We start from the raw sequence: 21,818 nt of genomic DNA, 5'->3' as shown, positions 1-21,818 counted from the left end.
GCGCTTTAGAAGGAATTGTTGATGCTAGAGATTGTCGGAAGCCTCTGATCGTTCCGAATAATTGCTGCGCCTTTAGGAAAGCGCAGATGTTCAGGGACGGAAATGGCATTGGCTGTGGGGGAGCTTGGTTTACCCGCATGCGCTGATGCTTGTCATGGTTTCCATCCAGGCATAACAACAATGAATATCTCACGTATTGAACAGCGCGTGCTCCACGTGCTGGCGCAGGGCGGTTACATTCGCCATCTGCGCGAAGACGGACGTATCTGCGAAATCGAATGCTATACGCGTGAAGGCTATGTGCTTTCTGATTGCACGATGGCAATTTTCCAGCAATTGCGGCGAAAACGGCTGATCGAATCGCGTGGAGGAAGTGCTTATCGTATTTCCCTCAAAGGACGCATCAACGTTCGCGCACAAGCCAATAATCGATGAAGAGGTGCTGAATGTATATCCGCACAGAACAACCGCAGGATATTGCTTCAATCCGTCATCTGACTGCTGAGGCGTTTCGCACGATGCCGTATAGCACTCAGAAAGAAGCGGCAATCATTGATGCTCTTCGTGCCGCGTCGGCTCTGACCTTATCGCTGGTCGCAGAAGAGAAAAACGACATCATTGGACATGTGGCGTTCTCGCCGGTCAGTATCGATGGTGTTGACAGCGACTGGTATGGATTAGGACCAGTGTCCGTACAGCCGGACAAGCAAGGCAAGGGGATTGGTCGTGCGCTCATCCGTGAAGGTCTGAAGCGTTTGAAGAACGATGGAGCTTGCGGTTGTGTTCTGGTTGGAGATCCGGCCTATTATCAGCACTTTGACTTCAAAGCTGACGAGCGGTTGAAGCTTAAAGGTGTTCCAGCCAAGTACTTCCAATGTCTTTTGATGAAAGGTGATATGCCATCCGGTGAAGTGACCTTTCACGCGGCATTCGATGTATGAAGAAAGGGCGGGAAAATTCCCGCCCTTTGTCTAACTTATTACGGCCACTTTACCACGGGTGGCATGGACGAGAGAATGGAATTCACATTGCCACCGGTCTTGAGACCAAAGATCGTGCCGCGATCATAAAGCAGGTTGAATTCGACATAGCGTCCGCGGCGGATCAACTGTTCCTCGCGATCTTCCGGTGTCCAGTCCTTGTTAAAATTCTGGCGCACCAGATGCGGATAAACAACCGAGAACCCACGGCCCACATCACGGGTGAAGGCAAAATCCTTATCCCAGCCGCCCTGTTCTTCAGATGAATGCAGCCAGTCGTAGAAGATACCGCCAATACCGCGGGCCTCATTGCGATGCGGCAGATAGAAATATTCGTCGCACCATTCTTTCAAACGCTCGTAGTCGGCGATGTCCTTGTGTTTGTCGCAGATGAAGCGGAACGCCTTGTGGAAGGCAAGCGTATCCGGGTCTTCCTGCGTGCGGCGACGGTCAAGCACAGGCGTCAGATCAGCACCACCACCAAACCATTGCCGGGTTGTGACAACCATGCGCGTATTCATATGGACGGCCGGCACATTCGGGTTCTGCGGATGCGCGATCAATGAAATACCGCTGGCCCAATAGCGCGGGTCTTCTTCGGCACCGGGTATCTGCTTGCGGAACTCAGGAGAAAACTCGCCATGAACCGTTGAGACATGCACGCCGACTTTTTCAAAAACGCGGCCATGCATGATGGACATGACACCGCCGCCGCCTTTGCCTTCGTCCTTTTGCCATGGTGTGCGAACAAAGCGCCCTGGCTCCTGATCGGAAAGCTGGCCCTGCAAGTCGTCTTCAAGCTGTTCAAAGCTTGCGCAGATACGGTCGCGCAGTTCTTCAAACCAGTTTTGAGCGGCCAGTTTTTTCTCTTCGATATCATGCGGGATGATCGCCGGAATTTCGTCACGTTGCATTTCAGGTAACCTCTCGCGCAATCTCTTGAGTAATTTAATTCAGATGACTTAGCAAAGTCCTGCCTTTTGGCAAAGTGCGAAGACAGTATGGTGGGCGAAGGCGAATTTCTCTCCCCAAGAAAAGACTCGTCATGAAGTCGTCGCTTCCCTATCTTATGGGGCAGGGGATTTTAACCCTTTGTACGGGAGGCAACTGCATGAGCGCATCACCGCCCAAACCGCCGCTGGAAGGCTTGCGCAAGCAGCTTGAAAAAGGCCGCGCGAATAAAAGCAGGCTCCCACGGGATGGCTTTGTCCGTGAGACATTTGCTTTGCCGCGGCAAGCCGCACGCGATAAAGCGCGCGAATGGTTCGAGAGTTTTCCCAAGGCTGCATATTGGACAGAAATCGAGAGCTGGTGTGAGCGGCCCGATGATGTCATCGAATTTACCATGCGCCGCCTGCCAACGTCAGATTAGAGATCTGATTCAACAAAGCTGCTCAAGCCATTGAAACCAGATTCAAAGGCGGCATTTGCGAAAACGCCCTTCGGTTTTTGCCGAAGGGCGTTTTGTTTTTGAGTCGTTATACCGTTACCGGACTACTTGGCCTCTGTCTGCGGTGCCTGTTCCCACGACTTCCAGTCTTTGATGATGCTGTCGGCATAGGCTTTGCCAACGCGATAGGCATTGGTTGTGGCGAGCGGGAAACCACCCGACTTTGCAGCGAGCGACTCTGATGCTGTCTGGTCTTTGCCCTGACGGTCGAAGTTGGAAGACGTGCGCAGAAGCGCGATACGGTTGAAGTCGAGCTTGTCCGCATCGGCTGCACGCTTAAGCGCTGTGAGTGTCGCGTTGTCTTCCATCTGTGACGTGCAGTAGTCGGCTTTGCCGTCGGTCAGGAGTTTTGCCCACTGTTCCATGGCTTCGCCGAGCTTCGTGCCGTGCCAGTACGTGTCGCCAGATGCGGTGTCGCAGATTGTAACCATCGGGGCGCTGGTTGCGGCTTCTTCCGTGTAGTGCTTGCGATATTCCTTGGCATCGTCGCTGTCGAGAAGTTCAACGCTTTGCGTGGTTTTAAGCGCATAATCTGCAAGCTTGCCATTGAGTTCGAACACTTCGGTGCCTGCTGCCCATTTTGGCTTTTCGCCCGGCTTGGATGCGCCGAGACCGAAGAAATCGGTGGTCCAGCCTTCAGGGGCTTCGCGAATATCAATGCGGTGGTTGAGGTTGGCATCAACTGCATATTTCGCCCAATGCGCAGAGCCGAGCGTGCCATGCTTGGGGTCAACGCCTGCAATGCCCGCGATGAGGAAATAGGTGTTCTTCAGATCAAGCTTGTCGCTCAGCGCCATGGCCGAGACTGCACTGGCTGCATTGGCAAAACCCATGGCGGTCGTCATGTGGCAGAGGCCCTCGGCCGTACAGTCAATATCGGGATATTCAGGGCTCAAGCCCGGCAGCTTCAGCTTCTGCGTGAAGTTTTCACCTTCCAGCCAAGGCTTGGCTTCTTCGCCGAACATAGTGATGACCATAACCTTCGGCGCAATGGTTTCAGCAGTTTGTGCAAATGCAGGAGCGGCAATTGCAGTGCTGAGCAGTGAGGCCGTAAGAACAGAGCTGCGGAACAATGGCTTCATTGGGGAGGACCTTTTTCTGGATGTATTAACGTGTTCGGGAACTGATTCCGCTTATTCGCCTATGCGGTTGAAACGGAATCTGTTTCCTGATTTCGCTGACGCATAGCTTCGCCTGCTGTGATTGCGACAGAAACCGCAAGATTGAGGGAGCGCGCACCTGGTATCATCGGGATGATCAGGCGCGCATCGGCGCTATCCTGAATGCTGTCAGGCACGCCGGCAGACTCTCTTCCGAACAGCAGGATATCGTTCGTCTGAAACTGATATTGCGTATAGGGGATCGCGGCTTTGGTCGAAAGCAACACGAGGCGCTTGCCTGCATGAAGGCGCCAGTCGTTGAAATGCTGCCAGTCGGCATGGCGGGTCAGGGCGGCTTGCTCAAGATAGTCCATGCCTGCACGCTTCAATGAGCGATCGGAAACATCGAAACCCGCAGGCTCGATTAGGTCCACCGCAAAGCCAAGGCAGGCGGCCATGCGCAGAATGGTTCCGGTATTGCCGGGAATGTCGGGCTGATAAAGGGCGATGCGCAAATCCATATAGAGCGGGTAGCTCACAAATCCGATGGCTGCAAGTACCGTAACCCGCTCTTGCTCTGACATCAACACATCTGTGCTGTGATAAGTTGAAGGAAAACGATGCTTTGGTTGATCACAAAAATATTCCCTTTTTGTTCTCGTTCTCTCTTGGCAATTTCATAAGGTGCCCGTACAAGGATCGCCATGTTTACATGGTTTGAAAATCGACTCGAAGCTTATCCCGAAGAACCGCCGCGCGAGCCTCCGCGCGGGCTGGTCGCGTTTTGCCTTTATTATACCCGTGGCGCATGGCCATGGATTATCGGCATGGCAATTTTTACGACACTGATTGCCATTATAGAAGTGTCGCTTTTTGCCTTTATGGGCAACATTGTTGACTGGCTTTCGCACCAGTCACGCGAGACCTTTTTAAGCAATGAGGGCTGGCGGCTTTCATTGATTTCAGGTGTCGTGCTGGTGGGACTGCCGGGCGTAGTGCTCATTCACTCGCTGCTTATTCACCAGACCCTGCTCGGAAACTATCCGATGCGTGTGCGCTGGCTGATGCATCGCTATCTGATCCGCCAGTCGATGTCGTTCTTTCAGGACGAGTTTGCCGGACGTATCTCAACCAAGCTGATGCAGACCGCTCTTGCCGTGCGCGAAACGGTGATGAAGCTGCTTGATGTGCTCAATTATGTCATCGTCTATTTTGCCGGTACGCTGTTTATTGCGGCTTCGGCGGATATTGTTCTGATGATCCCGTTTGCGGTCTGGCTCGGCGTTTACATCATCCTGCTGCGCTTTTTCATTCCGCGTTTGCGGGTGATTTCGGAAAAGCAGGCTGATGCGCGCTCGCTTATGACCGGGCGCATTGTTGACAGCTATACGAATATTGCGACTGTCAAACTGTTCTCGCATTCAAGCCGTGAGGAGGCTTACGTCAAAGAAAGCCTCGATGGTTTTCTAACCACTGTGCATGGCCAGATGCGCATGATCACCCTGTTCCATTTCACGCTCTATCTTGCGAACTGCATATTGCTGTTTGCAGTGGGGGCGATTGGTATCAGTCTGTGGATGAACGAAGCGATTTCCGTAGGGGCAGTTGCAGTGGGCATCGGCCTGGTGCTGCGTTTGAATGGTATGTCGCAATGGATCATGTGGGAAATGTCGGCGCTGTTTGAAAACATAGGCACTGTGGAAGATGGTATTACGACGATCTCGCGCGCCCATGCTGTGGTGGATGTTCCTGATGCGCCTGCGCTGAGAGTGCGTGACGGTGTAATTGATTTTGATAAAATCGGCTTCCATTATGGCAAAGGCAAGGGTGTCATTGAAGGTCTGTCGCTTGACATCAAAGCGGGACAGAAGATCGGTCTTGTCGGACGCTCGGGGGCAGGTAAATCCACGCTCGTTAATCTGCTGCTGCGATTCTACGATCTTGAAAAAGGCCGCATCCTGATCGACGGGCAGGATATTTCAAAGGTAACGCAGGATTCGCTTCGCGCCAGCATCGGCATGGTGACACAGGATACATCTTTGCTGCATCGTTCGGTCCGTGAAAACATCATGTATGGCCGCCCTGACGCAACGGACGACATGGTCGCGCGGGCAATCCGCCTTGCGGAGGCTGATCAATTCATTCCGCTGTTGACCGATGCAAAAGGTCGACGTGGCTTGGATGCCCATGTCGGCGAGCGTGGTGTGAAACTTTCAGGTGGTCAGCGTCAGCGCATCGCGATTGCACGTGTGATGCTTAAAGATGCGCCGATCCTTATTCTGGATGAAGCAACCTCTGCGCTTGATTCAGAAGTGGAAGCGGCCATTCAGGACAGCCTCAACACGCTTATGGAAGGCAAGACGGTTATCGCGATTGCGCATCGTCTTTCGACCATCGCTGCCCTTGATCGTCTCGTTGTGATGGATGAGGGAAAAATCGTCGAAGACGGGACGCATGAGGAACTTGTTGCGCTTGGCGGTATTTATGCCGGACTATGGGCACGTCAGTCGGGTGGATTCCTTGGCTTTGATGAGCAGGCCGAAGCGGAAATGTCAAAGTAAGGAATACGCAATTGATGAAAGCGGTTTATAGCCTGTTCGAGCGTTGGGTTGATCCCTTCCGCGAACCGGACAAGCTCAGGCCGCCTTCAACAACACTTGCTTTTTTATGGCACTACGCGCGGCAGGCCAAATGGCCGCTTGCAGCCTCGCTGGTTGTTGGCGGTCTGCTGCCTCTTGTTGAGGCAGGGCTTTTTTACTTCACCGGCAGGCTTGTCGATATTCTTGATCAGTCAAGTCGCACAGGCGTTGAAAGAAGCTGGTCGGCGCTGCTTCAGGCCGCGGGTCCAGAACTTCTGTTCATGGCCGGAACAGTGTCGATAATTCGGTTTTTGGTTACTGCTGTAAATACACTGCTTGAAGAGCAGGTTATGGGGCCGAACTTTTATAACCTAATACGGTGGCAATCGAATGCCTATGTATTGCGGCAGTCATATGGCTTCTTTCAGAGTGATTTTGCAGGTCGAATAGCCACAAAGGTCTGGCAGTCAGGACAGGCTGCTGGAGATTTTATCCAGAGTTTGATCCAAGTCGTGTGGTTCATGCTCATTTATAGTGTCACTACATTGCTTCTTATAGGGCAACTCGATTGGCTGCTTGCAGCGGTCGTATTGGTGTGGATTGCATTATTCTTTCTGATAGCCAGACACTATCTTCCGCAAATCAGACGCCAGGCGGAAGTTTCGGCAGAAGCCGGATCTTTAATCAACGGTCGCTTGGTTGACAGTTATTCGAACATCCAGACGATTAAACTCAATGCCACGAACGATGATCTCAATTATCTTCGGAAAGGTTTCAACGGTTATCTCGCGGTACTGTTCCCGTTTATGCGCTCGCTGACAGGCGTGCGTCTCGCCATGACCGGGTTGTCGGGTGTGATGATTGTGACGGTTGCCGTCATCACCATCGACTTGTGGACGAAAGACGCAATTACGGTCGGGCAGGTGTCGTTCACGCTCGGTCTGGTGCTGCGTCTTAACATGCTGCTCGGACGCCTCATGATGCAGCTGAATGGTATGCTGCGCCAGCTTGGTCTCATTGAGAATTCGATGAAGCTTTTGTCTGCACCGCTTGGTCTGGAAGACAAGCGCGATGCAAAGCAATTGCACATCACCGATGCGCGCATGGATATTCGGCATGTGACTTTCCATTATGGCAAAGCCGGAGGTGTTTTGGATGATATCAACTTCACCGTTAAGGGGGGGGAGCGGATCGGATTGGTTGGCCACTCTGGCGCTGGAAAAACCACGCTGGTGAATTTGATCCTTCGACTCTATGACGTCGAGAAGGGGGCTATCCTTGTTGATGGGCAGGATGTGCGTGACGTCACGCAAGCTTCGCTCCGGCGTGCCTTTGCGGTTGTCAGTCAGGAAACTGCACTTCTGCACCGCTCGTTGCGCGATAATATCATGTTGGCGCGTGATGATGCGACAGATGACGATCTTGCGGAAGCCGCGCGTCAGGCGGAAGCGGATGAGTTTATCGCAAGACTTGAGGACTTTAACGGACGCAAATCCTTCGATGCTTTTGTTGGCGAACGTGGCGTCAAACTTTCAGGGGGGCAGCGGCAGCGTATCGCGATTGCGCGCGCAATCCTGAAGGATGCGCCGATCCTTATTCTGGATGAGGCGACATCGGCGCTCGACTCAGAGGTCGAAGCCGCTATTCAGGAAAATCTGCGTCAGCTCATGGAGGGCAAGACGGTTCTTGCAATCGCCCATCGTCTTTCGACCATCGCGGCGCTGGATCGTCTCATCGTTATGGATAAGGGGCGCATTGCCGAAGAAGGTACGCATGATGAGCTTATTGCGCGTGGCGGGATTTACGCGCGCCTCTGGGAGCGGCAATCAGGCGGTTTTCTGGGCGTAGACCATTAGTTTCGATATTTTCAGCGCCACAAAAACATTCGTACAAAGGGAAAATTGAGCGGCTGTTTTTGTTTGGCAGGATTTCAATGCACACCAATTCCGTACCCTGCGACATGGTGCCGTCCCTTAGGCTTGGCGTCTGGACAAGACTTTTCAACCTGCCTAAACCTGAACGCTGAGATGGAGGGAGTTTCGTTCTGCAAGTACTTGCGGGACTACCGTTTGCGTGCGAGCGCAAAAGGTAGGATCGCTTTCGCGCAGGTGCAAGGTGGACGAGGGGAGTTTTCAATTGGATATCCAGGTTAAAAAGGAATTGGCACGTGAGCGAACACGACACGGCTGAGCCGACACGGCGTGATTTTTTGTATATTGCGACGGGAATGGCTGGTGTCGTCGGTGTCGGCGGACTGGCATGGCCGTTTATCGACCAGATGCGCCCCGATGCTTCGACACTCGCAGCAGCGTCCATTGAAGTGGATGTTTCTTCTCTTGAAGAAGGTGCGTCCATGACCGTCAAGTGGCGCGGCAAGCCGATTTTCATTCGCAATCGTACTGCTAAGGAAGTTGAAGACGCCAAGGTAACTGCCTTGAGCGATCTGAAAGACATTGCTGCGCGTAATGCCAATCTTCCCTTGGATGCAGAAGCGACGGATGTTGCCCGTTCGGCGGGTGAAGGCAAGGAAAACTGGATCGTTATGGTCGGTGTTTGCACCCATCTTGGCTGCGTGCCGCTCGGTGAATCCGGGTCGTTCGGTGGCTGGTTCTGCCCATGTCATGGCTCGACCTATGACACTGCGGGACGTATCCGCAGCGGTCCGGCGCCGGAAAACATGCACATTCCAGAATACGCATTCACTTCCGATACGGTCATCAGGATCGGCTAAAACAGATCTTGGGGAGATAAAACATGAGTGGTCATCACTCCACATATACGCCCTCGACCGGCATCGAGAAATGGGTCGACGAGCGGCTGCCTTTGCCGCGTCTTGTCTATGATTCCTTTGTTGCCTATCCGACGCCGCGTAACCTGAATTATATGTATACGTTCGGTGGCATCCTAAGCTTTATGCTTATTGCGCAGATCATTACCGGCATTGTGCTGGCCATGCATTATGCAGCTGAAACGTCGATTGCGTTTGTTTCCGTCGAAAAGATTATGCGTGATGTCAATTCCGGTTGGCTGCTACGCTATATGCACGCCAATGGTGCTTCCTTCTTCTTCATTGCGGTTTATCTGCACATTGCGCGTGGGCTGTATTACGGTTCTTACAAGGCGCCACGTGAGCTTCTTTGGATTCTCGGCGTGGTCATCTTCCTGCTGATGATGGCAACCGCGTTCATGGGCTATGTGCTGCCATGGGGACAGATGTCGTTTTGGGGTGCGACGGTTATCACGGGCTTCTTCACGGCCTTTCCGGTGATCGGTGAGCCGATCCAGCAATTGCTGCTCGGTGGCTTTGCGGTTGATAATCCAACGCTTAACCGCTTCTTCTCGCTGCATTATCTGCTGCCGTTCATGATTGTGGGTGTTGTTATCCTGCACGTCTGGGCGCTGCATGTGACGGGTCAGACAAACCCGACCGGCATTGAAGTGAAGTCGAAGACGGACACGCTGCCGTTCACGCCTTATGCAACCATCAAGGATGCTTTTGGTGCGCTCGTCTTCTTCATCTTCTTCGCCTATTTTGTCTTCTACATGCCGAACTTCCTCGGCCACCCGGATAACTATATTCAGGCTGACTCGCTGAAGACACCGGCGCATATCGTGCCTGAATGGTATTTCTTGCCATTCTACGCGATGCTGCGTGCAATCACCTTCAACATCGGTCCGATCGATTCGAAGCTTGGCGGCGTTCTGGTGATGTTTGGTTCGATTGCGATCCTCTTCGTTGTTCCATGGCTCGATACGTCGAAAGTGCGTTCGGCCGTTTACCGTCCATGGTTCAAACTGTTCTTCTGGCTGTTTGTCATCAATGCGATCTTCCTTGGCTGGCTGGGCTCGCGTCCTGCTGAAGGCACGTACACATTGCTGGCGCAGTTTGGCACGCTTTACTACTTCGCATTCTTCATTGTGATCATGCCGGTTCTTGGCTTGATTGAGACGCCGAAGCGTCTGCCGAACTCGATTACCGAGGCGGTTCTTGAAAAGAGCGAAGGCAAGGCCGAGATTGCCCCAGTGGAAATCAAGGGCTGAAGCGCGAGATGAAGGACGTAAAAATGAAAAACATCCTCAAGAATTTCGCTGTCTTCGGTATTGCTCCGATCGTGGCTCTTGGTGTGACGCTGGGTGGCGCTTTTGCTGCTGGCGGTGGCGAGGGTGAGCCCGAGCACTATCCGATCCATCATCCGAAGCAGGAAAGCTGGAGCTTTTCGGGGCCATTTGGCACCTATGACAAGGGACAGCTACAGCGTGGCCTCAAGGTTTACAAGGAAGTCTGTTCGGCCTGCCATTCGATGAATCTGGTAGCTTTCCGCAATTTGGAAGCTCTCGGTTATTCGCCGGATCAGGTGAAGGCTTTCGCTGCCGAATATGAAGTCACCGATGGTCCGAATGCGGACGGTGAAATGTTCACCCGAAAGGCAATTGCGACGGATCATTTTCCATCGCCGTTTCCCAATGCGAATGCAGCAGCTGCGGCTAATAATGGCGCAGTTCCGCCTGACTTCTCGCTGATTGCCAAGGCCCGTGCCGTTGAACGAGGTTTTCCAACCTTTATCTTCGACGTATTCACGCAATATGCTGAAGGAGGCCCGGATTATATTCATGCGCTGCTGACCGGCTATGATGAACAGCCACCAGCTGGCATGCATATTCCGGAAGGCACGCATTACAACCCGTACTTCATTGCGGGGAAGTCGCTTGCCATGGCAAAGCCACTCAGCGACGATCAGGTGACGTATGATGATGGTTCTCCGCAGACGGTGGATCAGTATGCGCGTGACGTTTCTGCGTTTCTGATGTGGGCCGCAGAGCCGCATCTTGAACAGCGCAAGAAGACAGGCTTTCGGGTCATTATCTTCCTCGTGCTGTTTGCTGGTCTTGTTTATATTGCCAAGCGTTCGATCTGGTCGAATGTGAAGCACTGATCGCTTGTCATAACAGTTGAAGGGGCGCCAAAAGGCGCCCTTTTTGTTTTGATCGTGAAAGATCGTTCGAATATAGGGATTACGCTTGGCGCAGCCGCTATATCGTGGTTGAAGGTAATCTGAAAAAGCCTTTAAATTTGTCGTATTGAAAGGACTGAACATGGAATCCGGCCTTAAAGCCACGTTGAAAGACGCGATCAGAACGATTCCTGATTATCCAAAACCCGGTGTTCAGTTCCGTGATGTCACGACATTGATGGGGGATGCACAGGCTTTCCGCCGCGCTGTCGATGAACTTGTCTATCCTTATGCCGGAAACAAGGTTGATAAGGTGGCGGGTATCGAAGCGCGTGGCTTCATTCTTGGCGGCGCGATTGCGCATCAGCTTTCGGCTGGATTTGTTCCGATCCGTAAGAAGGGTAAGCTGCCGCGTGATACCGTGCGTATCGCCTACAGCCTCGAATATGGCATTGATGAAATGGAAATGCACCGCGATGCCATCGTGCCGGGCGAGCGCATCATGCTGGTGGACGATCTGATCGCAACGGGTGGCACGGCGGAAGCTGCGGCCAAGCTGCTTCTCCAGATGGGTGCCGAGATCGTTGCCGCTTGCTTCATCATTGATCTGCCAGACCTTGGTGGACGCAAAAAGCTTGAAGCGCTTGGTGTACCAGTGCGAACGCTTGTCGAATTTGAAGGCGATTGAGTTTAGCAAAAGCAACGGTTTTATGCGTCAATCACCGTTGCTTTTGTTTTAAGCAGGTAGCTTCACCATGGCGGCATTGTCGAAGGATAAAACCTTGTCGCCGTTTTGGTTATAGGCGCTGCTGCTCATGCTCAGCATTGACCAGCCGGGACGTGAGCCGAGAGGCCGGATCGCATGGACGGTGCGCTTATAGGTGATCGTGTCACCTGCATAGACCGGGCGTATCCATTTGAGATTCTCAAAGCCGGGTGAGGGGCCAAATGTTGGCGGAACTTCGCCGCGCTTGATAGCGTCTTTGGTTGCCTCAACAATAGATGCCACGTTCAGCTTCATAAAAACTGCGGTGGTGTGCCAGCCAGATGCACAAAGACCACCCAGAACGCTGTTCTTGGCGGCTCGCGCGTCGAGATGAAACGGTTGCGGGTCGAACTTTGATGCAAAGTGGATGATTTCCTCGGCGCTGAAGGTATAGCTGCCGATGGTCAGCTCTTCGCCGAGATGATCTTCAATGAAACTCATGCTTCGTCTCCTTCGCGTTCAGGATTGCGAAGGCCGATCATGGCCGTGTGCTGTAGCTCGCAAACAACTTCGCCACGCTGATTGACGATCTCGTTATGCACAGTGAGAAAGCCCACATGCGGCATGGATTTGGAGCGGCGGCGGTCAAGCACCGTCGATAGTCCGCTCAGGGTATCACCCGCAAGAACAGGCCGCTTCCAGCGGTTGAATTCAATACCGGGGCTGCCCTGTGAGGTCGAATCTTTCAGGTAGGCATCCCAGATCATGCGCATGAAAAGCGACACGGTGTGCCAGCCCGAAGCAGCGAGACCGCCGAGCACGCTTGCCTTGCCTGCTTCCTCATCAAGATGGAAGGGCTGCGGGTCGAACTCGCGCGCGAATTCAATAATCTCTTCTTTGGTGATGGTGCGAGGGCCAAAAGGCAATTTCAGCCCTCGGGTAAAGTCCTCATAGGCATATTTGGGTGTTTTATCAGTCAATCCGGTCTCCTCCCGACCAGAGTGGCGTTGCCACTCTGTTTCTCTGCCTGCGCATGTCTTAAATTCCCAAACCGGTTCCCATTTTTGGGAGACATGCGTAGAAAAAAGGCCACCGTTTTCACGGTGGCCTGATCGTATCAGGTATTGAAGCGGAACAGCATCACATCGCCGTCATGGACGATGTATTCTTTGCCTTCGTCCCGCGCTTTGCCTGCTTCCTTGGCACCGACTTCACCATTGTATTTGATGTAATCTTCATAGGCGATGGTCTGCGCACGAATGAAGCCGCGCTCGAAATCCGTATGGATAACGCCAGCAGCACCCGGAGCCTTGGTGCCGCGCTTGATGGTCCATGCGCGCGTTTCCTTGGGGCCAGCCGTGAAATAGGTGATGAGGTCAAGAAGCTTGTAGCCAGCGCGGATCAGACGGTCGAGGCCCGGCTCTTCGAGGCCCATGGCGTCGAGATATTCCTTGGCTTCTTCATCAGCAAGCTGCGCGACTTCGGCTTCGATTGCAGCGGAAATGATGACGCTTTCAGCGCCTTGTTCAGCAGCCATTTTGGCGACGGCAGCGCTGTGCTCGTTGCCATTGGCGGCATCGCTTTCAGCGACATTGCAGACATAAAGCACTGGTTTCGAGGTGAGCAGGTTCAGGCCCTTGAGGATCAGCAGATCATCTGGTGCAATGTCTTTGAGCATCAGGCGAACAGGCTTGCCGTTCTGCAACAGTTCAAGTGCCTGTTCCATGACGGGCAGCACGGTGGTTGCTTCCTTGTCCTTGGATGCTGCGCGCTTGCGGATCTGAACGATGCGGCGCTCGATGCTTTCGAGGTCCGAGAGCATCAGTTCCGTTTCAACGGTTTCAGCATCCGACACAGGATCAATGCGGCCTTCGACATGGGTGATGTCGTCATCTTCAAAGCAACGCAGAACATGCACGATTGCATCGACTTCGCGGATATTGGCGAGGAACTGGTTGCCCAGACCTTCGCCCTTGGATGCACCGCGCACCAGGCCTGCAATATCAACGAAGTTGATGCGGGTCGGGATGATTTCCTTTGAGCCTGCTACTTTCGCAATACCATTCTGGCGGGGATCGGGGACGGCCACTTCGCCGGTGTTCGGCTCGATGGTGCAGAATGGATAGTTTGCAGCCTGTGCCGCAGCGGTCTTGGTCAGCGCGTTAAAAAGCGTGGACTTGCCGACATTAGGCAGGCCGACGATGCCGCATTTGAAACCCATGATCTTACCTGTCAGACTAGAATAGAATTGGTGTCGCTATGCGACTTGGATAAATCTTTTGTCGCTATGCGACATGTAACTATGAAGCGTCAAGAGCACCGCGTAAAAGTCGCAGTTTAATCCTTGTTTCCCAAGAGTTTCTTGAGCATTTCAGCCATTGGTCCGCCTGCTGGAATCTGCGGCTTCGCTGCACTCTGGCGTGCCTGTCGAATGTGGCTTTGGGCTTTCGGCGGCGCTTTTGCTGCCTGCGCAGGGTCAGCCTTGAAGCCGTTGGGACGCTGATTGCCGTCGCCCATGGCAACAGCCACGCGGTTCATGAAGCTGTTGTCTTCTTTTTTGGCGAGCAGGCCAACATTGTCCGCGATTGCACCAAACAGCTTATCAAGCCATTCATTATCGACTTTGGCGAAGTCGCCCAGAACATGATTGTGGACAAGTTCTTTTGCACCGGGATGTCCGATACCAAGGCGCACACGACGATAGTCTTTGCCGCCGGGGAACGCCTGCACGTGGGCGTCGATAGATTTGATGCCGTTGTGACCGCCGGAGCCGCCGCCTGTCTTGATGCGCAGCTTTGCAGGCGCAAGGTCAAGCTCATCATAGATCACGACGAGATCGGCAGATGTCAGTTTGTAGAAGCGCATGGCTTCGCCAATCGACTGGCCGGAATTGTTCATGAAAGTCATTGGCTTGATGAGAAGGACTTTCTCGCCGTCAATCACGCCGTCGGCGATCTCGGCCTTGAACTTCTTCTGCCAGTTGGAAAAGCGATGGCGGCGGAATATTTCATCCACCGCCATAAAACCGATATTATGTCGGTTATGCGCATATTGAGGGCCGGGATTGCCAAGTCCTGCGATGAGCAGCATGGTTGTCTGACCCCTCTATGCGGACAGCGATTACTCGCCGTCCTTGGCTTCTTCTGCGCCTTCAGCGTTTTCTTCCGACTTGAGGCCGGCAGGTGTCGCAATGGTAGCGATCGTGAAATCGCGATCCTGAATAGCAGGGGTTGCGCCCTTAGGAAGCTTAACAGCCGAAATGTGAACCGAGTCACCGAGCTCAAGGCCGGTCAGGTCGATTTCGAGTGCGTCAGGGATAGCATTTGCCGGAACGATCAGTTCAACGTCGTGACGAACAACGTTCAGAACGCCGCCCTTCTTGATGCCCGGTGCTGCTTCTTCGTTCTTGAAGTGAACAGGAACGTTAACATGGACAACCGACTTCGCGGAAACGCGGAGGAAGTCAACATGCTGAGGGAAGTCGCGGACTGGATCGAGCTGGTAATCCTTAGGGAGAACCTGAATCTTCTTGCCGTCTACTTCGATCGTAGCAACCGTGGTTTTGAAGCCGCCGCCATGGATCTTGTAGAAGATTTCCTTGTACGAGACAGCAATTGCGAGTGGCTCCTGCTTGTCACCATAGATGACTGCTGGAATCTGGCCGTTGCGACGCAGTTCGCGGGAGGACCCCTTACCAACCCGTGTACGCAGATCGGCCTTGAGCACGTAAGTATCGCTCATGGCATTTCCTTTCAAAGTTACTGGAGTGTCGCTTGCCGTTTTATCTGTGCATGATCTTGACCGAAAACCGGTTTCCACTTTTCGGGATCATGCAACGACGAACAACATGAAACAGCCCGATATGACTTTCACAGGGTGAAAGGCCGGGCGGCTTCATTCCGCGTTGCCTCCAAGGGTGTCTACGCGGATGGCGGTGCTATAGAACAAAGGGGCTTTTCATGCAAGGCGTTCCACAGCTTCTGTGGGCTTTTGTCTTAACGGGTGGCATTGGCCGCGTCAAAAATGTTAAGCGCATGGCAGACTGATCGCGGGTTCTGCCTGCCGAGTCGTCACAACATCCACGGAACAAAGGAAACGAGATGCAGGTCGGTATCGACATGGGTGCTGTTGCTGGAAGTGGTTCTGCCTCGGCAGTGGCGCTTGGCGGTGGTAAGCAGGCCATGCTTGATCTTGAAGAGCTTCTCGCAACGCGTCTTCTGGTGCAGGGCAATTCCGGGTCCGGCAAGTCGCATCTGCTGCGCCGCCTGCTTGAGCAGAGCGCACAGTGGGTGCAGCAATGCATCATAGACCCGGAAGGCGATTTCGTAACGCTCGCCGATCTTTACGGCCACGTGGTTGTCGATGCTGCCCGTTCGGAATCTGAACTCACCCGCATTGCAAGCCGCATTCGCCAGCATCGTGTTTCGGTGGTGCTTAATCTCGAAGGTCTGGACGTCGAGCAGCAGATGCGTGCGGCGGCTGCTTTCCTTGGTGGTCTGTTTGATGCGGAGCGCGATTATTGGTATCCGATGCTCGTCGTGGTTGATGAAGCGCAGCTCTTTGCGCCCGCTGCCGCTGGCGAAGTGTCGGATGAAGCGCGCAAGCTTTCGCTCGGTGCTATGACGAACCTCATGTGTCGTGGTCGTAAGCGCGGTCTCGCCGGTGTGATTGCCACGCAGCGCCTTGCAAAGCTTGCCAAGAATGTGGCTGCGGAAGCATCGAATTTTTTGATGGGGCGGACCTTCCTCGATATTGATATGGCGCGCGCCGCCGATCTTCTCGGTATGGAACGCAAGCAGGCGGAACAGTTCCGCGATTTGCAGCGCGGTCATTTCATTGCGCTTGGACCGGCCTTGTCGCGCCGTCCGCTGCCGATCAAAATCGGCAAGGTTGAAACTTCTGCGCGTTCGTCGTCGCCAAAGCTGATGCCTTTGCCGGATGCGCCGGAGGATGCGCGCGATCTGATTTTTACGCCAGCGCCGGAAGAAATCCGCACCGTTGTGCGTCGCACGCCGCCACCACCTCCGCCACCATCGACGGCAGAAATTCTGGCACAGGTGGCCAAGCCAAAGCCGGAAGCAGAGCCTGTTGAGGCACCGTTGTTCCCCGGCATTGTGGAAGCCGAGCGTGATAGCTTGCTTGAGAAGGTCATGCGCGAGATCGTTGACGATCCCGATGCTTCTTTCCGCTCTGTTGCTGTGCTTTATCAGGATTTTCTGGTGCGCTGCCGGATTCATCGAGTTCCTGGCGAGCCGCTCGCTTTGCCTGCTTTCCGCCGCCGTCTTGCGGTTGCGCAAGCAAGCATTGAGAGCGATGTTGCGACTGGTGAGACATGGCAGAAGGCATTGGCGCTTTCTGAAAGCCTTACCGATGATGTGCAGGGTGTGTTTCTGATTGTCGCACAGGCAGCAGTAACGGGGGCGATATGCCCGTCTGATGCGGCACTGGCGCGAGCTTATGGCACTCACTCGCTAAGTCGCGCCCGACGCCTGTTGACCTACTTCGAAGAGCGCGGATTACTGGTTGTGCGCAATGATTTCAAAGGTTTGCGCATCGTGAACTTCCCTGATCTTGAGTGCGAGACGGCACCCGGCGATCCGAATGCGCCGGATGATCAGGCGGATGAGGCGCTTGCGGCGGAATAAAGTGGTTCTGTGCAAACCGTCATGAACCTGTAATGATCCTCAGCAACTGCTTGCAGGATCATGCAGAGAGACAAGATGACGACAAAGCCGCAGCCTGACTTCCGAGAACTGTTTATGACATTTGGCAAGATAGGGCTTTTGTCGTTTGGCGGACCTGCCGCGCAGATTGCCATGTTGCAGCGGGTTCTGGTTGATGAAAAGCGCTGGCTGGATCAGGAGCGACTGATCCATGCGCTGAATTTCTGCATGTTATTGCCGGGGCCGGAAGCCATGCAGCTCGCGACTTATACAGGCTGGGCGATCAAAGGCTGGCGCGGTGGCTTGCTGGCGGGGCTTTTGTTTGTTCTGCCCGGTGCAACCGTCATGCTGGCCTTGTCGGCGCTTTATGTTGCCTTTGGACATGTGGATATTGTTGCGGGGCTTCTGTTTGGCCTCAAGGCAGCAGTGCTGGCCGTGGTGTTCGAAGCGCTGTACCGGATGGCGAAGCGCACGCTTGCTTCCGGTTTTTCCTATCTGATCGCGATTGCTGCCTTTGTTGCGATTGCGCTTCTGAAGCTGCCGTTTCCAATTGTCGTTCTATTGGCAGCACTTGCCGGTGGTTTACGACACTGGTTGCGGGGCGGTGCTGCGAGCAATAACGTCGCGCAAGCCGCCCCCAATGCATTGCGTGAATTTTCGCTGCAAACCCTCATCTGGGGTGGGTTATGGCTGGTGCCATTGGTCGGGCTTTATCTGGCCTTTGGCGGCATGCATGTCTTCACTGCGGAAGCTGCATTTTTTTCCAAACTGGCAGTCGTTACATTTGGCGGTGCTTATGCAGCACTGTCCTACACAGCACAGCAGGCCGTTGAACATTTTGGCTGGATGAAACCCGGTGAAATGCTGACCGGTCTGGGACTGGCAGAAACCACGCCGGGGCCGCTGATCCTTGTACTGGTTTTCGTCGGCTTTGTAGGAGCGGCCAATCTGTCAGGATTACCGCCACTGGCCGGTGGGCTTGTGGGCGGGCTGATTGCGCTCTGGTTTACCTTCGTGCCGTGCTTTCTCTGGATATTGGCTGGTGCGCCATTTGTGGAGCGCCTGCGTCAGTTGCGCTGGCTGTCAGCTATGCTGAGTGGAATCACGGCTGCGGTTGTTGGTGTGATTGCCAATCTCGCGCTCTGGTTTTCGCTGCACGTCCTGTTTTCACAGGTTCCAGAAGTGCCGCTCGGTCCTTTCACGCTGCCGCTGCCAGATGTCAGCACAATAGACAATGCCGCCGTCCTGATTGCAGGCGCGGCGGCATTCTTGCTTCTCGTTTTAAGGCTCAACATGCCGCTTGTGCTGTTGCTTGCGGCATGTCTCGGCATCGCAATTAAATTAATCGAACAGGCTTGAAACCGATTCTTCAGCCGCGGTGCGCGCAATCGCTTCACCAATCAGGCTGGAGATCGACAGGACGCGAATATTCGGTGCGTCGTTGATCGCGGTCGTTGGCTGGATCGAATCGGTGATAACCAGTTCTTTCAGCTTCGATGAAGCGATACGGGCAACTGCGCCACCCGAGAGAACGCCGTGCGTGATATAAGCGGTGACGCTTTTTGCGCCCTTGGCGAGCAGAGCTTCTGCTGCGTTACACAGCGTGCCGCCGGAATCAACGATATCGTCGAACAGCAGGCAATCTTTGCCGGTCACATCGCCGATGACGTTCATGACTTCCGATTCACCCGGACGCTCACGGCGCTTATCAACGATTGCAAGCTGCGCATCGATGCGCTTTGCCAGCGAGCGGGCGCGAACCACACCACCAACGTCAGGCGAAACGACCATGCAATTGCCGGTCGGATAGTTTGCTTTCACATCGCGGGCGATGACCGGAACCGCATAGAGGTTGTCGGTTGGAATATCGAAGAAGCCCTGAATCTGACCTGCATGAAGATCCAGTGTCAAAACGCGGTTTGCACCGGCTTCGGTGATAAGGTTGGCAACCAGCTTTGCCGAGATTGGCGTGCGTGGGCCGGGTTTACGATCCTGGCGCGCATAGCCGAAATAAGGAAGCACAGCAGTGATGCGGCGTGCTGATGAACGACGGAAGGCGTCGATCATGATCAGCAGTTCCATCAGATTGTCGTTTGCCGGATAGGAGGTCGATTGCAGAACGAATACGTCTTCGCCGCGCACGTTTTCCTGAATCTCGACGAAGATTTCCTGATCGGCGAAACGGCGAACAGTCGCCTTGCCCAATGGAATGTCGAGATATTGAGCAACGGATTCGGCAAGAACCCGGTTGGAGTTGCCTGCGAAAAGTTTCATTCTTTTTGCCTCTGAAGCCGGAGCAGTTTCGTTCTGTCGCAAAAAGTCCGTGAAACGGACGTGATCTGTTGTGTCAGCGTGAACCGAAACACGTTCGGCTACGCTTATGCCACTCTTAAAAACTATAAAACCGCGTATTCTTTTTTAGAGGTGCCAAATACTGCAGCTTTCAAGGTTTTCTTGAATGAGCGGCCTATTGCAAAGAGTCACCATCATTGCAAGTCCTGTGAGGTCACAATTGCTGCAAAAAGCTCTCTTAAAGTGCTTTCCCACAGGGCTGCCCACTGGATTCAGTAAAAGATTTCAGTATTTTGTCGGCGAACTGCTTTTTCATGCGCGATTTGCCGCAAGCCAGTTTGAATATTCCTGTATGGTTTTGTCAGCGATTGACTGCATGGCCGAAGGTGGAACAACGCTCCATGAGTCTGCCGCCGAACCGGATACTTTTTCCTGCCCCTGAATGCGATGAAGGCGATTGCCTGCCGCATCGAGAACATCCCAGACATAGAGAACGGTTGTCTGATTGTCTTCAGACAGCACCGAGAAATAGCCTTTCATGACATAGGCGGCATCCGCGCCATTATTGCCCGCAAGCTCAATGCCCTTTGCACGCGCGTCATCATTAATGCGATGAGTGAGCGGCGTGACGACTGTGACAGGCGCGCCGATGATCGGGGCAATATAAAGCTTGCCCGGCTTTAAGGCTGCGGAACGCGCTGGCACTGTGGGCGCCGTCGCGGGTGTCGTGGCGTCCGGGGTCAGCGCTGCCGGTGTGGTTTGTGCAGGTTGCGGCGTGGCTCCCTGCACGTTCAATGCAGATTCGGTGCTGTTGCAGGCGGCAAGCAGTCCAGCAAGCAACAACATCATGAAAAGACGTGCCTTGTTCATGTTCGGCTTCATGCTCCTGAAAGCGCAGACTATTCCAGCGCCCGTCAGATTTATCGCCGATTGTGCGCTATTTGGCAATCATATCAAGAGAATGGCGGGATAAAGGCAGAGCAGCACCATTTGTTGTGAGATAAGTCTGCCCCAGCGTCATGGCGGTTTCCGTGTCGGAATCCATAATGATCATGTGTGCAAACAGCGTCATATCCGGCTGTATGCTTTCGGGATTTCCTGAATAAAACATTTGCGGGTCCATCCAGGATGGTGTGAAGCGCGCGCCTACAGAATAGCCGCAGGCATTGAGCCTATGACGGGTGAGGCCATGGGCTTCCATCGTGCGCGAATGTGCGTCAAACACATCGCCAAATGTTGAAGCAGGTGTCATCGCCTGTTCGACCGCTTCGAGTGCTTCACGTGCGGCATCATAAAGCTTGAGATGTTCAGGGCGGGGCTGCCCGACGATAATCGTGCGCATCATCGGCGCATGGTAATGGCGATAAACGCCGGACCATTCAAGCGTGAGCTGATCATTGGCTGAAAGCGTGCGACGACCGGCTTTGTAACGGCAAAGCAGAGCATCGGCGCCGGAGCCAATGATATATTCATTGGCCGGATAGTCACCATCGCCTGCAAAATTGGCGGCCATCATCGCAGCAAGAATATCGGCTTCGCTTGCGCCGGCTTTGATAAGTTTCAGTGCGGCATCCAGCGCATCGTCGCCTAACTCTGCCGCACGTTTGATAAGCGTTATCTCGGCCGGGCTTTTGAGAAGGCGCAGACTGTCCACTATGCCGGAGGCATCGTAGAGCTTAGCGAAGCTCTGTAACTGATCATCAAGTTTGCGAGCATTGGCGCCGGTTAGTCCATGGGTCTGATATTCAATGCCGATGCGCGTGCCCAGCAGATCAAGCTCGGTGAGAATGTTTCGCAGATCAATGGCCGGGTTTGCATTGTCGCGATCGGTCCAGACGACGATATTCTCGATGTTGGATGTATGGCGCGCTTGCCGGAGGTCGGCGGAGCGGGTCATCAATACGGTTGAACCGTCGGCTTTGACGACAAGGCACTGGAAAAAGCAGAAGCCAAAGGTGTCGTAGCCGGTCAGCCAGTACATGCTTTCCTGCGCAAACAGCAGCAAAGCATCCAGCTTCTCTTCCTCCATCTTCAAGATCAGACGGTCGCGACGTGCAGCGAATTCTTCCGGCTCGAAGTGAAGGGCCATGCGGTTC

The 21,818-nt window shown here is 53.9% G+C and carries 22 protein-coding genes; 11 read left to right on the top strand and 11 right to left on the bottom strand.

The genetic code is table 11. From position 1 onward, the window contains the following. Positions 1 to 180 precede the first annotated feature (180 nt). Positions 181 to 435, top strand: coding sequence for a YjhX family toxin (locus OPR82_RS14410; RefSeq protein ID WP_265985574.1), 255 nt, complete (start codon positions 181 to 183; stop codon positions 433 to 435). Between the two features lie 11 nt (positions 436 to 446). Continuing rightward, positions 447 to 941 carry a GNAT family N-acetyltransferase gene (locus OPR82_RS14405; protein WP_265985573.1) on the top strand — a complete coding sequence of 165 codons (495 nt, stop codon included), beginning with the start codon at positions 447 to 449 and terminating at the stop codon, positions 939 to 941. Between the two features lie 38 nt (positions 942 to 979). On the opposite strand, the gene hemF is transcribed toward OPR82_RS14405, so the two are convergent. Continuing rightward, entirely contained in the window at positions 980 to 1,894 is a 915-nt protein-coding gene (gene hemF, locus OPR82_RS14400; protein WP_265985572.1) for an oxygen-dependent coproporphyrinogen oxidase, read from the bottom strand. A 197-nt stretch (positions 1,895 to 2,091) separates the two neighbouring features. Here hemF and OPR82_RS14395 point away from each other — a divergent pair, with 197 nt between their 5' ends. Continuing rightward, on the top strand, positions 2,092 to 2,352 hold the full coding sequence (locus OPR82_RS14395; protein WP_265985571.1) for a hypothetical protein: 261 nt from the start codon (positions 2,092 to 2,094) through the stop codon (positions 2,350 to 2,352). A 122-nt stretch (positions 2,353 to 2,474) separates the two neighbouring features. Here the strand turns inward: OPR82_RS14395 and OPR82_RS14390 are convergent, their stop codons facing one another. Then, a complete protein-coding gene (locus tag OPR82_RS14390) occupies positions 2,475 to 3,512 on the bottom strand; it encodes a purine-nucleoside phosphorylase (protein WP_265985570.1) in 1,038 nt (345 codons plus the stop codon). Between the two features lie 59 nt (positions 3,513 to 3,571). Next, positions 3,572 to 4,051, bottom strand: a complete 480-nt coding sequence (locus OPR82_RS14385) for a tRNA (cytidine(34)-2'-O)-methyltransferase (RefSeq protein ID WP_265985702.1) — start codon at positions 4,049 to 4,051, stop codon at positions 3,572 to 3,574. 183 nt (positions 4,052 to 4,234) lie between these two features. Between OPR82_RS14385 and OPR82_RS14380 the strand changes: the two genes are divergently transcribed. From OPR82_RS14380 to OPR82_RS14355, 6 genes are all read left to right on the top strand, one after another. After that, positions 4,235 to 6,091, top strand: a complete 1,857-nt coding sequence (locus OPR82_RS14380) for an ABC transporter ATP-binding protein (RefSeq protein WP_265985569.1) — start codon at positions 4,235 to 4,237, stop codon at positions 6,089 to 6,091. 14 nt (positions 6,092 to 6,105) lie between these two features. Next, positions 6,106 to 7,965: an ABC transporter ATP-binding protein gene (locus tag OPR82_RS14375; protein ID WP_265985568.1), complete on the top strand. Its 1,860-nt coding sequence runs from the start codon at positions 6,106 to 6,108 to the stop codon at positions 7,963 to 7,965. 311 nt (positions 7,966 to 8,276) lie between these two features. After that, the gene (gene petA / locus OPR82_RS14370) at positions 8,277 to 8,840 is read left to right on the top strand and encodes a ubiquinol-cytochrome c reductase iron-sulfur subunit (protein WP_265985567.1); all 564 of its coding nucleotides are present in this window, start codon (positions 8,277 to 8,279) and stop codon (positions 8,838 to 8,840) included. A 23-nt stretch (positions 8,841 to 8,863) separates the two neighbouring features. Next, positions 8,864 to 10,150, top strand: a complete 1,287-nt coding sequence (locus OPR82_RS14365) for a cytochrome b (RefSeq protein ID WP_265985566.1) — start codon at positions 8,864 to 8,866, stop codon at positions 10,148 to 10,150. A 23-nt stretch (positions 10,151 to 10,173) separates the two neighbouring features. Next, complete coding sequence (locus OPR82_RS14360; protein WP_265985565.1) at positions 10,174 to 11,043, top strand: cytochrome c1; 870 nt, start codon at positions 10,174 to 10,176, stop codon at positions 11,041 to 11,043. Between the two features lie 160 nt (positions 11,044 to 11,203). Then, a complete protein-coding gene (locus OPR82_RS14355; protein ID WP_024899419.1) occupies positions 11,204 to 11,749 on the top strand; it encodes an adenine phosphoribosyltransferase in 546 nt (181 codons plus the stop codon). A gap of 48 nt (positions 11,750 to 11,797) precedes the next feature. Here the strand turns inward: OPR82_RS14355 and OPR82_RS14350 are convergent, their stop codons facing one another. From OPR82_RS14350 to OPR82_RS14330, 5 genes are all read right to left on the bottom strand, one after another. Continuing rightward, positions 11,798 to 12,268, bottom strand: a complete 471-nt coding sequence (locus tag OPR82_RS14350) for a MaoC family dehydratase (RefSeq protein ID WP_265985563.1) — start codon at positions 12,266 to 12,268, stop codon at positions 11,798 to 11,800. Next, positions 12,265 to 12,747, bottom strand: a complete 483-nt coding sequence (locus tag OPR82_RS14345; RefSeq protein WP_265985562.1) for a MaoC family dehydratase — start codon at positions 12,745 to 12,747, stop codon at positions 12,265 to 12,267. Before OPR82_RS14345 ends, OPR82_RS14350 begins: the two co-directional genes overlap by 4 nt. Positions 12,748 to 12,884: 137 nt before the next feature. Then, positions 12,885 to 13,988, bottom strand: coding sequence for a redox-regulated ATPase YchF (gene ychF / locus OPR82_RS14340; protein ID WP_265985561.1), 1,104 nt, complete (start codon positions 13,986 to 13,988; stop codon positions 12,885 to 12,887). A 116-nt stretch (positions 13,989 to 14,104) separates the two neighbouring features. Further along, entirely contained in the window at positions 14,105 to 14,857 is a 753-nt protein-coding gene (gene pth, locus OPR82_RS14335) for an aminoacyl-tRNA hydrolase (RefSeq protein WP_265985560.1), read from the bottom strand. A 30-nt stretch (positions 14,858 to 14,887) separates the two neighbouring features. Then, positions 14,888 to 15,508 (bottom strand): 50S ribosomal protein L25/general stress protein Ctc, encoded by a 621-nt coding sequence (locus OPR82_RS14330; protein ID WP_265985559.1) that lies wholly within the window; start codon positions 15,506 to 15,508, stop codon positions 14,888 to 14,890. Between the two features lie 359 nt (positions 15,509 to 15,867). On the opposite strand from OPR82_RS14330, the gene OPR82_RS14325 reads away from it, so the two are divergent. Both OPR82_RS14325 and chrA read left to right on the top strand, forming a co-directional pair. Beyond that, positions 15,868 to 17,412: an ATP-binding protein gene (locus tag OPR82_RS14325; protein WP_265985558.1), complete on the top strand. Its 1,545-nt coding sequence runs from the start codon at positions 15,868 to 15,870 to the stop codon at positions 17,410 to 17,412. A gap of 75 nt (positions 17,413 to 17,487) precedes the next feature. Continuing rightward, a complete protein-coding gene (chrA, locus tag OPR82_RS14320; RefSeq protein ID WP_265985557.1) occupies positions 17,488 to 18,789 on the top strand; it encodes a chromate efflux transporter in 1,302 nt (433 codons plus the stop codon). On the opposite strand, the gene OPR82_RS14315 is transcribed toward chrA, so the two are convergent. From OPR82_RS14315 to OPR82_RS14305, 3 genes are all read right to left on the bottom strand, one after another. Beyond that, positions 18,772 to 19,704 (bottom strand): ribose-phosphate pyrophosphokinase, encoded by a 933-nt coding sequence (locus OPR82_RS14315; protein WP_265985556.1) that lies wholly within the window; start codon positions 19,702 to 19,704, stop codon positions 18,772 to 18,774. The genes chrA and OPR82_RS14315 overlap by 18 nt on opposite strands. A gap of 330 nt (positions 19,705 to 20,034) precedes the next feature. Beyond that, complete coding sequence (locus tag OPR82_RS14310; protein ID WP_265985555.1) at positions 20,035 to 20,604, bottom strand: hypothetical protein; 570 nt, start codon at positions 20,602 to 20,604, stop codon at positions 20,035 to 20,037. Positions 20,605 to 20,659: 55 nt separating this feature from the next. Next, the gene (locus OPR82_RS14305) at positions 20,660 to 21,811 is read right to left on the bottom strand and encodes a M24 family metallopeptidase (RefSeq protein ID WP_265985554.1); all 1,152 of its coding nucleotides are present in this window, start codon (positions 21,809 to 21,811) and stop codon (positions 20,660 to 20,662) included. Positions 21,812 to 21,818 lie beyond the last annotated feature (7 nt).

The sequence above is a fragment of the Ochrobactrum chromiisoli genome (assembly GCF_026241335.1).
Lineage (GTDB): Bacteria > Pseudomonadota > Alphaproteobacteria > Rhizobiales > Rhizobiaceae > Brucella > Brucella chromiisoli.
This window is presented reverse-complemented; position numbering and strand designations above follow the sequence as displayed.

What these genes read in the sequence shown, in the direction of transcription:
- OPR82_RS14410 (WP_265985574.1), top strand. Translation starts at nt 181, where the DNA reads ATGAATATCTCACGTATTGAACAGCGCGTGCTCCACGTGCTGGCGCAG.
- OPR82_RS14405 (WP_265985573.1), top strand. Translation starts at nt 447, where the DNA reads ATGTATATCCGCACAGAACAACCGCAGGATATTGCTTCAATCCGTCAT.
- hemF (WP_265985572.1), bottom strand. Translation starts at nt 1,894, where the DNA reads ATGCAACGTGACGAAATTCCGGCGATCATCCCGCATGATATCGAAGAG.
- OPR82_RS14395 (WP_265985571.1), top strand. Translation starts at nt 2,092, where the DNA reads ATGAGCGCATCACCGCCCAAACCGCCGCTGGAAGGCTTGCGCAAGCAG.
- OPR82_RS14390 (WP_265985570.1), bottom strand. Translation starts at nt 3,512, where the DNA reads ATGAAGCCATTGTTCCGCAGCTCTGTTCTTACGGCCTCACTGCTCAGC.
- OPR82_RS14385 (WP_265985702.1), bottom strand. Translation starts at nt 4,051, where the DNA reads ATGGATTTGCGCATCGCCCTTTATCAGCCCGACATTCCCGGCAATACC.
- OPR82_RS14380 (WP_265985569.1), top strand. Translation starts at nt 4,235, where the DNA reads ATGTTTACATGGTTTGAAAATCGACTCGAAGCTTATCCCGAAGAACCG.
- OPR82_RS14375 (WP_265985568.1), top strand. Translation starts at nt 6,106, where the DNA reads ATGAAAGCGGTTTATAGCCTGTTCGAGCGTTGGGTTGATCCCTTCCGC.
- OPR82_RS14365 (WP_265985566.1), top strand. Translation starts at nt 8,864, where the DNA reads ATGAGTGGTCATCACTCCACATATACGCCCTCGACCGGCATCGAGAAA.
- OPR82_RS14360 (WP_265985565.1), top strand. Translation starts at nt 10,174, where the DNA reads ATGAAAAACATCCTCAAGAATTTCGCTGTCTTCGGTATTGCTCCGATC.
- OPR82_RS14355 (WP_024899419.1), top strand. Translation starts at nt 11,204, where the DNA reads ATGGAATCCGGCCTTAAAGCCACGTTGAAAGACGCGATCAGAACGATT.
- OPR82_RS14350 (WP_265985563.1), bottom strand. Translation starts at nt 12,268, where the DNA reads ATGAGTTTCATTGAAGATCATCTCGGCGAAGAGCTGACCATCGGCAGC.
- ychF (WP_265985561.1), bottom strand. Translation starts at nt 13,988, where the DNA reads ATGGGTTTCAAATGCGGCATCGTCGGCCTGCCTAATGTCGGCAAGTCC.
- pth (WP_265985560.1), bottom strand. Translation starts at nt 14,857, where the DNA reads ATGCTGCTCATCGCAGGACTTGGCAATCCCGGCCCTCAATATGCGCAT.
- OPR82_RS14330 (WP_265985559.1), bottom strand. Translation starts at nt 15,508, where the DNA reads ATGAGCGATACTTACGTGCTCAAGGCCGATCTGCGTACACGGGTTGGT.
- OPR82_RS14325 (WP_265985558.1), top strand. Translation starts at nt 15,868, where the DNA reads ATGCAGGTCGGTATCGACATGGGTGCTGTTGCTGGAAGTGGTTCTGCC.
- chrA (WP_265985557.1), top strand. Translation starts at nt 17,488, where the DNA reads ATGACGACAAAGCCGCAGCCTGACTTCCGAGAACTGTTTATGACATTT.
- OPR82_RS14315 (WP_265985556.1), bottom strand. Translation starts at nt 19,704, where the DNA reads ATGAAACTTTTCGCAGGCAACTCCAACCGGGTTCTTGCCGAATCCGTT.
- OPR82_RS14310 (WP_265985555.1), bottom strand. Translation starts at nt 20,604, where the DNA reads ATGAAGCCGAACATGAACAAGGCACGTCTTTTCATGATGTTGTTGCTT.
- OPR82_RS14305 (WP_265985554.1), bottom strand. Translation starts at nt 21,811, where the DNA reads ATGGCCCTTCACTTCGAGCCGGAAGAATTCGCTGCACGTCGCGACCGT.